Raw genomic sequence first — 11,614 nt, forward strand, 5'->3', positions numbered from 1 at the left:
GAACGGTGGTCTTCGATCGGCACGCTGGCGTCTGACTGAGTCAGGTCGCTGGATGTGCCGGTTGAATACAAAGTGTCCTACAACACCGATGGGCCGACTGTAACAGTATCGACCTGATCCCGCAGCTTAATCTGGCTTATGGCCATGGCGCGAGCCGGGCCGGACAGCGCGATACAGACGGGGCTGGCCGGTTGCAACGGTCTGTCTGACAACACCGCCGCAGCCGGCCGAATGGCTCAGGCCGAGGTGGCGTGAGCCAGGGCCTGGCCCATATTGACCTTGGATTCAGCTGCCAGGTGCTCGGCCCATTTGACCTGTTCGGGCCCGAACAGGACGATGACAGTGGAGCCCAGCTTGAAGCGGCCCATCTCGGCGCCTTTTTCCAGATGGATCGGTGCCCGTGCCGCTTCGTCGTAGCGCACGGTCTTCAGCGTGCGCTTGGGCGGCGTGACCAGCCCGGCCCAGACCGTTTCGACCGAGGCGACGATCATCGCCCCGACCAGCACCATGGCCATCGGGCCGCGCTCGGTATCGAAGATGCAGACCACGCGCTCGTTGCGTGCGAACAGCTCCGGCACGTTTTCAGCCGTGGTCTGGTTGACCGAGAAGATGCGCCCCGGCACATAGATCATTTCGCGCAGGGTGCCGGCCAATGGCATGTGCACGCGATGGTAGTCCTTGGGCGACAGGTACACGGTGGCGAACTCGCCGCCCATGAACGGCGCCGATACGGCCGGGTCGCCGCCCAGCAGTTCAAGCACGCTGTAGCTGTGGCCCTTGGCCTGGAAAATCCGGCCCTGTTCGATCGGGCCCAGCTGGCTGATGGCACCGTCGGCCGGGCTCAGTACCGCGCCGGGCGTGGCATCCAGCGGGCGCGCGTCGGGTTTCAGCGCACGGGTGAAAAAGGCATTGAAGTGCTCATAGGCGGTGAGGTCTTCGACCTGGGCCTGGGACATGTCGATCTGGTAGCGACGTGCGAACCACGCCGTGAAGGCATTCTTGAACCAGCGCACGCGGCATTCGGCCACGCAGCCGGCCAGGCGCGACAACAAGTGATGGGGCAGCAGGTACTGACTGAGAATAAACAGACGCTCTTTCATGAATCTTCCTAAGTAGTGATTGGGAGCCTGCCTGATCGGGCGGCAAGCTGCAGAGTCATTGTTCGACCGGCGTGTCGGGGTGGTTGCCCCATTCGCTCCAGGAACCGGCATAGGCCTTGACCTGCGGGTAGCCCAGCGCCTTGGCGGCCAGGTAGGTAAAGCCCGAGCGGCGATGGCTCTGGCAATGGGTGATCACTTCCTTGTCGGGGGTAATGCCCAGGGCCTGCAGCGTTTGGGCGAGATCCTGGCGAATGCGCAACTGGCGTGACGGGTCCATGCCACGCGTCCACTCGAAATTCACGGCGCCAGGAATATGCCCGCCTTTGGCCGAGAGGCGTTTTGCACCGGAAAACTCTTCCGGGGCACGGGCATCCCAGATCGCCAGATCCTCGGCGCCCAGGCGGCTTTGCAGGTACTCACGGGTCGCGGTGGGCTGATCGTGCAGTTCCAGGGTCACCGCAGCGGTGCCCGGTGCCGGTACGTCGGTGGACAAGGGCAGGCCCTCGGCGGTCCACGCCAGGACGCCGCCATTAAGGTAGTGGTAGTGCGTGTGGCCGATCACATCCAGCAACCAGATAAAGCGCCCGGACCAGCCGCCGCCTTCGTCGTCGTAGACCACATAGACCGCATCGGGATTATGGCCCAGCTCACCGAACAGGCGTTGCAGGTCGCTCAGGGCAGGTGTCAGGCCCGGCGCCGGCAGTTGGCCCAGTTGGGTGCGTTTGGGCTCTATGAAGCGTGCGCCGGGGATGTGCCCGGCGTCGTAGCGGGCCTGGGTGGTCAGGTCTACCAGAATCAGTTCCGGCGCGGCCAGGCGAGCCTGCAGGTCGCGGGGCTCGATGACCAGCGGCAAGTCGTTGAACACGGACATTTCCAGCCTCCCTTGATGAGCAAAGGCACAAATTGTAGCCCAGGCCGAGCTGGAAAAGGGCCTGGGCGTCGATCAGCGCTGCCCGGTCAGGACTTGAGCTGGACGAAATTGGCCAGCGCCCGCTCGATGCATTGCGCGGTTTTGCCGAAGGCCTGCACGGCGATGTCCGACAGCGGGCTGCCGCCCTGGTCGGCGATGGCCAGCATCAATACCTTGCCGTTGCGGCTCAATGAGCGAATCAGCAAGTGCTGGCCCTTGAACAGAGTCTTGAACACCGGCGGCAGCAAGGCGGCGAACTGCGCGTGGTTGGCCGGTGTCAGGCGCAACTGGGTCGGCTGGCCGAGCAGGCGCTCCAGCACCTTGCTGTCCTTGAGCGGGAACTGCAAGGCGGCGTTATCGGTGCTCATGCCGGCCAGTTGGTGCACGCGCAGCAGGCTGGCGGTCTTGTCGGGCATCAGCAGCATGACCCGTTGCATGCCGCAGGCCACCAGCGCATCGCGGGCCAGGGTGGTCAGGTGCATGGCGTTGTTGAACGGACTGGGTTCGACCAGCAGCTCCGCGCACAGCTTGCGCCAGCGTTGCAGGGCATCGGCCGAGGGCGGCGGGGCGGGCTCGTGGTTGTTGGCAATACGCCTGAAGTCCCACGGCCAGAGCAGGGATTCGACCGGGTGCCACAGGTCTGGGCTCGCATGCTGGCGACCACTGCTGGCCGCGTTCTGGTGCACCTGCTGCTGGACATCCTCCAGTGGCTGTTGCAGGTACAGGCTGCTGAGCAGTTCCCAGCGCAGGCAGTGCGGGCTGTTCCAGGCCTGCTGGGCTGACAGCGCCAGACCATTGCCCAGCAGCACGGTGTTGGCCGGCTGGTTGAACCAGCGCTGCAGAGGGTTATCGGCGTCCATGTCGCGCTGCTGCTGCAGGGGGTCATGGTTCTCGCGGGCGATGCGCAGGGTCTTGACCCACTCGCGACGTTCCTTGATCAGCACGGTATAGCCGCGGGTGACCCACAGCGGCAGGCGCCAGGTTTCGGCCAGCGCCAGGCACAGGTCCAGCAGGTTGATACCGAACAGTTCCTGCTCGACGCGCCGGCTCGACTCGCCCTTGTGGATGACCCGCAGCTCCCACTCTTCAAGCAGCGTGGGGTGTGCCAGTGCCATCGGCCACAGCGGTGAGAGAAATAACAGGCTGCCCAGATGAATGTCCTGCCACAGGCGTGCCAGGCGGCTGGCGAACAGGCCGCTGGCCTGTTGGGTCGCGTGCTGGCTGATCAGGATCAGTTGCCGATAGGCCTTGGGGATCTCGTCTGCCGGCTTGGCCGGCAGGCGATTGAGCAGCACCTCGGTGCGTGCCAGGCCCAGGCGGTTGAGCGCCACTTCCAGGCTCTCGGCCTGTTCGGCCAGGCCGTGGGCATGCTGATTGGCTTCGCGCAGCACGCTCAGGACCAGGGCCGGGCTTTCCTGCATCATGTCGGCAATGTCACGCAACGAGCGGCGGCTGTCATTGAGCGCCGAGCGTACATGGGCGTGATTGTGCTGCGGAATCGGCAGCGCAAGGCCATCCAGTTGCCTGACCCAGGCATCAAGTGTTCGTGGGCGTGGAAAATGTGGCGTTGTCGGCATACGGGGCGGCCTGTACGGCTAGGAGTCTGTCAGTTGTGGTTTACGCTTATTCAGACCTTGCGATGTCATGTATTGTTACACCCTGCCTCATGGACGAAACAGGTTTTTTCACAGGATCAGCCTACAGTCTGGCTCAGTGAAGCCGATAAGCAGAACAGCAGCTCCATCGTTGCATCGCACCTATCCCTGAATCCGACTGAACAAGTAGTTTTTACCTATGGCTAAAATCATCGGCATTATTGTCGTTTTCGCAAGCGTCCTCAGCGGATACGTGCTGTCCCACGGCCAGATCATGGCCCTGTTCCAGCCCTTCGAGGTCCTGATCATCGGTGGTGCGGCCCTGGGTGCCTTCTTGCAGGCCAACCCGGGTCATATGACCATGCATGTGTTCAAAAAGTCGCTGAAGATGTTCGGCACCCGCTTTACCCATGCCTATTACCTCGAAGTGCTGGGGCTGATCTACGAGATTCTCAACAAGAGCCGTCGCGAAGGCATGATGGCCATCGAAGGCGACATCGAAGAGCCGGCCTCCAGCCCGATCTTTGCCAAGTACCCCGGCGTACTCAAGGATGACCGCATGACGGCGTACATCTGCGACTACCTGCGCATCATGTCCTCGGGCAACATGGCGCCCCACGAGCTTGAAGGCCTGTTCGACATGGAGCTGCTGAGCATGAAGGAAGAGCTCGAGCATCCTTCCCATGCGGTGACCGGCATCGCCGACGGCATGCCCGGCTTCGGTATCGTTGCGGCGGTACTGGGGATCGTGGTGACCATGGCCTCGCTGGGTTCCGGCGACAAGGCCGCCATCGGTCAGCACGTGGGTGCGGCCCTGGTGGGTACCTTCTTCGGTATTCTGGCGGCCTACGGCTTCTTCGGCCCGCTGGCCACTTCCCTGGCGCACGATGCCAAGGAAGAGATGAACGTCTACGAGTGCATCAAGGCCTCGCTGGTCGCGTCCGCCTCCGGCATGCCGCCGTCACTGGCCGTCGAGTTCGGCCGCAAGGTTCTTTACCCGGCTCATCGCCCCAGCTTCAGCGAGCTGGAACAAGCCGTACGCGGTCGCTAAGCCATGGAAAACAATCAGCCGATAATCATCAAGCGGGTCAAGCGCTTCGGTGGCGGACACCACGGTGGTGCCTGGAAAATCGCCTTCGCCGACTTTGCGACGGCGATGATGGCGTTCTTCCTGGTGCTCTGGCTGATGTCGGCCGCCACGCCCGAAGAACTGGTGGCGATTGCCGGCTACTTCAAGGACCCGGTCGGTTTCAGCGACAGCGGCTCGCCGTATGTGATCGACCTGGGTGGCTCGCCGGAAATGGCGCCGGACCGCTCCCTGAACCCCGAGATCAAGAGCACGCCAAGCCCGGATACCGTGCCGATCGAGTCTGACGACGCCGAGGCCAAGGCCGATCAGGTCGAGAAAGAACGCCTGGAAATGCTCCTGCAAGAGCTGCAGAACAAGGTTGAAGAAAGCCCGCAACTGCAGAAATTCAAAGACCAGATCCTGCTGGAAATCACCCAGGACGGCTTGCGCATCCAGATTGTGGATGCTGATAACCGGCCGATGTTCGACTCCGGCAGTGCGCGGCTCAAACCGTACTTCGAAGACATCCTCCTGGCCCTGGCCGACACCATCAAGGATGTGCCGAACAAGATCAGCGTCAGCGGCCACACCGATGCCAAGCCGTTTGCCGGCGCGGGCGAGTTCGGTAACTGGGAGCTGTCGGCCAGTCGTGCCAACGCGGCACGTCGTGCCCTGGTGGCCGGCACTTATCCGGAGTCGCAAGTGGCGCGGGTGGTGGGCTATGCCTCCTCGGCGCTGTATGACCGCAACCAGCCGCTCAATCCGATCAACCGGCGCATCGACATCGTGGTCCTGACCAAGAAGGCCCAGCAGTTGATCGATGGCGACCAGGGCACCGGTACGGCCCCGGCAGGCACGCCGGCCGCACCTGCCACGCCGGCCGCGCCAGGCGCTTCCGGCACGGCCCCTGCGGTTGATCCACAGGCGGGTGTGCTGCCGCGTGATGTGCGCCAGCGCCTGAACCTGTTCGAGCAGGGCGGTGTGCAGGCGCCGAGGCAGTAAGCCCGGTCGGCGGCAGGTTTTGGTCCGGGCGTTGTTCCCGGCTGAAGCGGTTTGTCGCCCGACCGGTCTACGCTCGGATGTTTGCGCCGCTACTTGGCTGATTGGCATCAGTCCGTAGGCGCGGCCAACGGTCGCGATTGCATCCTGCCAGCCGCCGGAGATATTGAATGTACTGGCCCTTTCGCGACCGGTGATCGCTCCCACAGGATCTATGTCAGATCTTGAATAGGGGCCAGGCGCAAAACCCGCAGGCGCGACCCACGGTCGCGAATGCCGCTGCTGCCGCTCCGGCAGCAGGGCGCTTAGTATTCGTCTTGCGGCAGGCTGGCCAGGATCGAGCGGTAGCTGTGCATTCGCTGCGGTGAAATCCGGCCTTCTTCCAGCCCCTTGAGCAGTGCGCAACCCGGCTCGCGGTCATGATTGCAGTCACGGAAGCGACAGGTACCGATCAGGTTGTTGAACTCGATGAAGCCGGCTTCCACGTCATGGCGGCTGACGTGCACCAGGCCGAACTCTCGAATGCCCGGTGAGTCGATCAGTTCGCCGCCGTTCGGGAAGTGGAACAGCCGTGCGGTCGTCGTGGTGTGCGTGCCTTGCCCGGAAAATTCCGACAGCGGCCCGACCCGTGTGCCCACGTCCGGCAACAGGCTGTTGACCAGCGATGACTTGCCCACCCCCGACTGACCCACGAATACGCTGACCTGGCCGTTCAGGCGTTCCTGCAGTTGCTGCATGCCATCGCCGTGATGCGCCGACACTTCCAGCACCGGGTAGCCCAGGCCGCGGTACACCGACAGCATCTCGTTGAGCACGATCGCGTTCTGCTCGTCGATCAGGTCGGCCTTGTTGAGCAGCAGCAACGGGTGAATGCCGGCATGTTCGGCGGCCACCAGGTAGCGGTCGATCAGGTTGGCATGGGGCTCGGGCATCGGCGCAAACACGATCACGATCAGGTCGACGTTGGCCGCCACCGGCTTGAGCTGGCCGCGCGAGTCCGGACGACACAGCTCGGTGCTGCGCGGCAGTTGCGCAACAATCACGCCGATGCCCTGGTTGCCGGCCCGCCAGACGACCCGGTCGCCGGTGACCAGCGCCGGCAGGTTGGCACGCAGGTGGCAGCGGTAGGTCTGGCCCTGCAGCTCGCCTTCCTGGGCCTCGACTTCGACCTGGACGCCGAAGTGGGCAATCACCAGGCCGACCTGCTCGGGGCCCAGATCACCGCCCTCGAGGATTTCGACCGCCTGGGACTCGCGTTTGGCAGCGCGGGCGGCGCGCTCGCCCTGGATCTTTTCGATGCGCCAGTTCTGGCGGCGATTGAGTTGGCGTTTGGCCATGGGGACTTCCGATGTGTGAGGCCCGAGCCCCGCCATCTGGCAGCGACCGGCCCGCAAAAATGAACAGCAAGGGTGCAAGGGGCCGATACTAGCACGCCGCGCTAGGCTAAACTGCGCCCCTACGCCGAGGAGCCCGAACATGCAGAGCAAGCACAACCTGATCTGGATCGACCTGGAAATGACCGGTCTCGATCCTGATCATGACGTCATCATCGAGATGGCCACCATCATTACCGACAGCGAACTCAATACCCTGGCTGAAGGCCCGGTGATCGCCATTCATCAGAGCGATGAAATCCTCGCCGGCATGGACGAATGGAACACCCGCCAGCACGGCGGCTCGGGCCTGACCCAGCGGGTGCGCGAAAGCCAGGTCGACATGGCGCAGGCCGAGGCCCTGACCTTGGACTTCATCAAGCAGTGGGTGCCGGAGCGCAGTTCGCCGATCTGCGGCAACAGCATCTGCCAGGACCGCCGCTTCCTGTACCGGCACATGAAAAGCCTGGAAAACTACTTCCACTACCGCAACCTGGACGTCTCGACGCTCAAGGAGCTGGCCGCCCGCTGGTCGCCGGAGCTGAAGTTCAAGAAGGGCAGCACCCACCTGGCGCTGGACGACATTCGCGAGTCCATTGCCGAGCTGCGTTACTACCGCCAGCATTTCATCAAGTAAGCACCACTGCCTGCGTGCGGTGAATAAACTTCGCCGCACCCTTTCAGTGCGCAGGGCGGCTGGGTAGACTGCGCGCCTTTGTCACCGGGGCTGCCGCCATGTTGTTGATGCTTTACCTGATTGCCATCACGGCCGAGGCCATGACCGGTGCCCTGTCGGCCGGACGTCGTGGCATGGACTGGTTCGGCGTGGTGCTGATCGCCTGCGTCACGGCCCTGGGCGGCGGTTCGGTGCGTGATGTGCTGATCGGCCACTACCCGCTGACCTGGGTCAAACACCCCGAATACCTGGTGCTGACCAGCGTGGCAGCCTTGGTGACCATTTTCATCGCGCCGTTGATGCGTCACCTGCGCTCGCTGTTTCTGGTGCTCGACGCCCTGGGGCTGGTGGCCTTTACCCTGATCGGCTGCATGACCGCCCTGGAAGCCGGCCACGGCATGTTGATCGCCTCGGTGTGCGGGGTCATCACGGGGGTATTCGGCGGCATCCTGCGCGACATCTTCTGTAACGACATCCCGCTGATCTTCCGCCGCGAACTGTACGCCAGCGTGTCGTTCCTGGCGGCCTGGTGTTTCCTGTTGTGCGGCTATTTCAACCTGCCCGAGGAGCAGGCGATCCTGATCACCCTGTCAGGCGGTCTCCTGCTGCGCCTGCTGGCCATCCGCTTCAAATGGGAAATGCCCAAGTTTGTCTACAAGGATGATCATTAAGTACAGGACGTCATCTGCCACCTTGGCGTCAGATCTGGAGGAGCGACCAGCGGCCGCGAAAAGGTCTGCATGATTCACTGTGGCATTCGCGACCGCTGGTCGCTCCTGCTGGTGTGTTGCTCGATCGCCCATTCCACATGTTCGCGCACCAGCTCTGACGGATAGTCGCGGCGTGCTTCGAGGGCCTGCAGCACGCTGATGGTCGAGGGCGCGTTGCCCAGGCCGACTGCCAGGTTGCGCAGCCAGCGCTCGTAGCCGGCGCGGCGCAGCGGGGAGCCTTCGGTGCAGGCCAGAAAGCGCTCTTCGTCCCACATGAACAGTTCGGCCAGGCCGGCGTTGTCCAGGTTATGGCGCGGCTGGAAGTCGCCTTGCGTCGTCGGCCTGGCGAAGCGGTTCCAGGGGCAGACGATCTGGCAATCGTCGCAGCCGAACACGCGGTTGCCGATCAGGGGCCGCAGCTCGACGGGGATGGCGGTCTTGAGCTCGATGGTCAGGTAGGAAATGCAGCGCCGCGCATCAAGCACATAAGGGCCGACGAAGGCGGCGGTCGGGCAGATGTCCAGGCAGGCGGTACAACGTCCGCAGTGTTCGCTGGCATGAGGCGCATCAACCGGCAAGGGCAGGTCGACAAACAGCTCGCCCAGAAAGAAGAAGCTGCCGGCCTTGCGGTTGAGCACCAGGGTGTTCTTGCCGATCCAGCCCAGGCCGGCCTGCTCGGCAATGGCCTTTTCCAGCACCGGCGCGCTGTCGACGAAGGCGCGAAAGCCGAACGGGCCGATGGCCTGCTGAATGCGCTCGGCCAGTTGTTGCAGGCGCTTGCGTACCAGCTTGTGGTAATCACGGCCCAGGGCATAGCGCGAGACGTAGGCTTTTTCCGGCTCACCAAGACGCTGGTTCATCTCGCTGTCGCCCGGCAGGTAATCCATGCGCAGCGACACCACGCGCAAGGTGCCGGGCACCAGTTGCCCGGGATGGGAACGTTTGCTGCCGTGCGCGGCCATATAGTCCATCTCGCCGTGGTAGCCCGCGTCGAGCCAGCGTTGCAGGTGCAGTTCGTGCTCCTTGAGGTCCAGCCCGCTGATGCCGACTTGCTGGAAACCCAGCTCAAGGCCCCAGGTCTTGATCGACCGGGCAAGGGTGGCAAGGTCGTCGTCGGTCAGTTGTGCGGTAGTGGCGGACATGCGAAAGGAGAAACCAGAGACAAGGTGCGTATAATTCTGCCAGACATTGGAGCTCATGAACGCATGCCAGACACTCAAGCCCATTTACCCGACGCGCTGTACAGCGCCGCCCAGGTCCGCGACCTCGATGCGCGGCTGATCAGCAGCGGCACGCCAGGGCTGGAGCTGATGCAGCGTGCCGCCCACGCCACCTGGCGGGCCATGCGCCGGCGCTGGTCCGACGCCGGGGTGCTGAGCGTGCTGGCCGGGCACGGCAACAATGCCGGTGACGGTTACCTGGTGGCAGCCCTGGCGCACAAGGCCGGCTGGTCGGTGCGGGTGCTGGCGGTGGGCGACCCCGGCGCCTTGCGCGGCGATGCGGCCACGGCGTGCGCCGAGGCCCGGGCGGCGGGTGTCGATATTGTGCAATGGCTTGGCCAGCCGCTGTCTGGCGTGGTGCTCGATGCGCTGCTGGGCACCGGGCTTGCCGGTGAGGTGCGTGAACCTTATAAGTCGGCTATCGAGGCCATCAATGCCTCGGGTTTGCCGGTGGCTGCGGTCGACCTGCCTTCGGGGCTGTGTGCCGATACCGGACGAATGCTGGGGGGCGCAGTGCGCGCCGACCTCACGGTGACCTTCATTGGCCTGAAGCTGGGCCTGTTCACGGCCCAGGCGCCCGATTGCGTCGGGCATCTGGTGTTCGACGACCTGCAGGCCGACCCGCATGTACTCGGCACGACACCGGTCAGTGCGCAGCGCCTGGACAGCTTCAACCTGCCACCACTGGCGCCCCGACCGCGTACGGCGCATAAAGGCCAATATGGCCGGGTGCTGGTGGTCGGTGGCGATCATGGCATGGGCGGCGCGGCGCTGCTCAGTGCCGAAAGCGCCCTGCGCAGTGGTGCCGGCATGCTGAGCCTGGCCACCCGCCCCGAACACATCCCGGCAGCGCTGGTGCGCATGCCTGAAGTCATGAGTGCCGGGGTGAGTTCGGCCAATCAGCTGATGGACCTGATCGCGACTGCCAGCGTGCTGGTGGTCGGGCCGGGACTGGGGCAGGGCCGTTGGGGCCGCAGCCTGTTGTCGGCCGTTGCCTGTGCCGACAAGCTGCAGGTCTGGGATGCCGATGCGCTCAACCTGCTGGCCGCCGGACACGTGAGTATCCCGGGCGCTTGCGTGATCACCCCCCACCCCGGTGAAGCGGCGCGCCTGCTGGGTGTCGACCTCCATGAGGTCCAGGCCGACCGGCCTGCCGCTGCGCGGGCGTTGGCGAAAAAGTATCAAGGTGTGTGCGTATTGAAAGGCAGCGGCAGCCTGATTGCCGATGCCCAGGGGCGTCTGGCACTGTGCGACCGGGGTCATCCGGCCATGGCCAGCGCCGGCCTGGGTGATGTCCTGGCCGGCCTGATCGGCGCGCTGCTGGCCCAGCACATGGGGGCCTATGAGGCCGCCTGCCTGGGCGTCTGGCTGCACGCCAGGGCGGGCGAGCAGGCCGGTGCGGCAGGCCGGGGCCTGTTGGCCAGTGATCTTGTTCCTGTCATTCGTCGCTTGTTGGAGGAGCATCAACCGTGTCTGAAATAACCCTGCAAGTGGACGGCGACGAGGCCATGACGGCCCTGGGTGCGCGCCTGGCCCAAGAGGCCGGCGGCAAGGGTGTGATCTTTCTCGAGGGTGATCTGGGGGCGGGCAAGACCACCCTGTCACGCGGTATGATTCGCAGCCTGGGGCATGAGGGCGCGGTGAAAAGCCCGACCTTTACCCTGGTCGAACCCTACGAAATCGGCGCGCTGCGGGTCTTTCACTTCGATCTGTACCGCTTGGTCGATCCGGAAGAGCTTGAGTTCATGGGCATCCGCGACTACTTCGAAAGCGATGCCCTGTGCCTGATCGAGTGGCCTTCACTGGGTGCAGGCTTTTTGCCAAAGCCCGACCTGACCATTACCATTAGGCACCAGGGTCAGGGTCGCGCCGTGACCCTGAGCCCGCAAGGTTCGCGTGGCGAACGCTGGTGTTCGGCACTGGCCATGCAATTCAATCGTAAATGCCAATAGATATGGGGAA

11 protein-coding genes are annotated in these 11,614 nt (G+C 64.1%); 6 read left to right on the forward strand and 5 right to left on the reverse strand.

What is annotated here, in order from left to right; translation table 11 throughout:
* Nucleotides 1-236: 236 nt before the first annotated feature.
* The 3 genes from asd to ASF84_RS20355 form a co-directional block, all read right to left on the reverse strand.
* Nucleotides 237-1,100 carry an archaetidylserine decarboxylase gene (asd, locus tag ASF84_RS20345; protein WP_056840649.1) on the reverse strand — a complete coding sequence of 288 codons (864 nt, stop codon included), beginning with the start codon at nt 1,098-1,100 and terminating at the stop codon, nt 237-239.
* 55 nt (nt 1,101-1,155) lie between these two features.
* On the reverse strand, nt 1,156-1,971 hold the full coding sequence (locus ASF84_RS20350) for a rhodanese-like domain-containing protein (protein WP_056840650.1): 816 nt from the start codon (nt 1,969-1,971) through the stop codon (nt 1,156-1,158).
* An 86-nt stretch (nt 1,972-2,057) separates the two neighbouring features.
* Entirely contained in the window at nt 2,058-3,587 is a 1,530-nt protein-coding gene (locus tag ASF84_RS20355; protein WP_056840651.1) for an HDOD domain-containing protein, read from the reverse strand.
* Between the two features lie 217 nt (nt 3,588-3,804).
* On the opposite strand from ASF84_RS20355, the gene motA reads away from it, so the two are divergent.
* The gene (gene motA, locus ASF84_RS20360; protein ID WP_056840652.1) at nt 3,805-4,656 is read left to right on the forward strand and encodes a flagellar motor stator protein MotA; all 852 of its coding nucleotides are present in this window, start codon (nt 3,805-3,807) and stop codon (nt 4,654-4,656) included.
* Between the two features lie 3 nt (nt 4,657-4,659).
* Nucleotides 4,660-5,676, forward strand: a complete 1,017-nt coding sequence (motB, locus tag ASF84_RS20365) for a flagellar motor protein MotB (RefSeq protein WP_056840653.1) — start codon at nt 4,660-4,662, stop codon at nt 5,674-5,676.
* A 302-nt stretch (nt 5,677-5,978) separates the two neighbouring features.
* On the opposite strand, the gene rsgA is transcribed toward motB, so the two are convergent.
* Nucleotides 5,979-7,010 (reverse strand): small ribosomal subunit biogenesis GTPase RsgA, encoded by a 1,032-nt coding sequence (gene rsgA / locus ASF84_RS20370; RefSeq protein ID WP_056840654.1) that lies wholly within the window; start codon nt 7,008-7,010, stop codon nt 5,979-5,981.
* Between the two features lie 139 nt (nt 7,011-7,149).
* Between rsgA and orn the strand changes: the two genes are divergently transcribed.
* Together orn and ASF84_RS20380 are read left to right on the forward strand one after the other, a co-directional pair.
* Nucleotides 7,150-7,683, forward strand: coding sequence for an oligoribonuclease (gene orn / locus ASF84_RS20375; RefSeq protein WP_056840655.1), 534 nt, complete (start codon nt 7,150-7,152; stop codon nt 7,681-7,683).
* Between the two features lie 98 nt (nt 7,684-7,781).
* Nucleotides 7,782-8,393: a trimeric intracellular cation channel family protein gene (locus tag ASF84_RS20380; protein WP_056840656.1), complete on the forward strand. Its 612-nt coding sequence runs from the start codon at nt 7,782-7,784 to the stop codon at nt 8,391-8,393.
* Nucleotides 8,394-8,467: 74 nt separating this feature from the next.
* On the opposite strand, the gene queG is transcribed toward ASF84_RS20380, so the two are convergent.
* The gene (gene queG / locus ASF84_RS20385; protein ID WP_056840820.1) at nt 8,468-9,574 is read right to left on the reverse strand and encodes a tRNA epoxyqueuosine(34) reductase QueG; all 1,107 of its coding nucleotides are present in this window, start codon (nt 9,572-9,574) and stop codon (nt 8,468-8,470) included.
* 63 nt (nt 9,575-9,637) lie between these two features.
* Between queG and ASF84_RS20390 the strand changes: the two genes are divergently transcribed.
* Together ASF84_RS20390 and tsaE are read left to right on the forward strand one after the other, a co-directional pair.
* The gene (locus tag ASF84_RS20390; protein ID WP_056840657.1) at nt 9,638-11,134 is read left to right on the forward strand and encodes a bifunctional ADP-dependent NAD(P)H-hydrate dehydratase/NAD(P)H-hydrate epimerase; all 1,497 of its coding nucleotides are present in this window, start codon (nt 9,638-9,640) and stop codon (nt 11,132-11,134) included.
* Nucleotides 11,122-11,604, forward strand: a complete 483-nt coding sequence (tsaE, locus tag ASF84_RS20395; protein ID WP_056840821.1) for a tRNA (adenosine(37)-N6)-threonylcarbamoyltransferase complex ATPase subunit type 1 TsaE — start codon at nt 11,122-11,124, stop codon at nt 11,602-11,604. Before ASF84_RS20390 ends, tsaE begins: the two co-directional genes overlap by 13 nt.
* Nucleotides 11,605-11,614: the final 10 nt, after the last annotated feature.

The sequence above is a fragment of the Pseudomonas sp. Leaf127 genome (genome assembly GCF_001423155.1).
Classification (GTDB): domain Bacteria; phylum Pseudomonadota; class Gammaproteobacteria; order Pseudomonadales; family Pseudomonadaceae; genus Aquipseudomonas; species Aquipseudomonas ovata.

What these genes read in the sequence shown, in the direction of transcription:
- asd (WP_056840649.1), bottom strand. Translation starts at nt 1,100, where the DNA reads ATGAAAGAGCGTCTGTTTATTCTCAGTCAGTACCTGCTGCCCCATCAC.
- motA (WP_056840652.1), top strand. Translation starts at nt 3,805, where the DNA reads ATGGCTAAAATCATCGGCATTATTGTCGTTTTCGCAAGCGTCCTCAGC.
- ASF84_RS20350 (WP_056840650.1), bottom strand. Translation starts at nt 1,971, where the DNA reads ATGTCCGTGTTCAACGACTTGCCGCTGGTCATCGAGCCCCGCGACCTG.
- queG (WP_056840820.1), bottom strand. Translation starts at nt 9,574, where the DNA reads ATGTCCGCCACTACCGCACAACTGACCGACGACGACCTTGCCACCCTT.
- rsgA (WP_056840654.1), bottom strand. Translation starts at nt 7,010, where the DNA reads ATGGCCAAACGCCAACTCAATCGCCGCCAGAACTGGCGCATCGAAAAG.
- ASF84_RS20390 (WP_056840657.1), top strand. Translation starts at nt 9,638, where the DNA reads ATGCCAGACACTCAAGCCCATTTACCCGACGCGCTGTACAGCGCCGCC.
- ASF84_RS20355 (WP_056840651.1), bottom strand. Translation starts at nt 3,587, where the DNA reads ATGCCGACAACGCCACATTTTCCACGCCCACGAACACTTGATGCCTGG.
- ASF84_RS20380 (WP_056840656.1), top strand. Translation starts at nt 7,782, where the DNA reads ATGTTGTTGATGCTTTACCTGATTGCCATCACGGCCGAGGCCATGACC.
- motB (WP_056840653.1), top strand. Translation starts at nt 4,660, where the DNA reads ATGGAAAACAATCAGCCGATAATCATCAAGCGGGTCAAGCGCTTCGGT.
- orn (WP_056840655.1), top strand. Translation starts at nt 7,150, where the DNA reads ATGCAGAGCAAGCACAACCTGATCTGGATCGACCTGGAAATGACCGGT.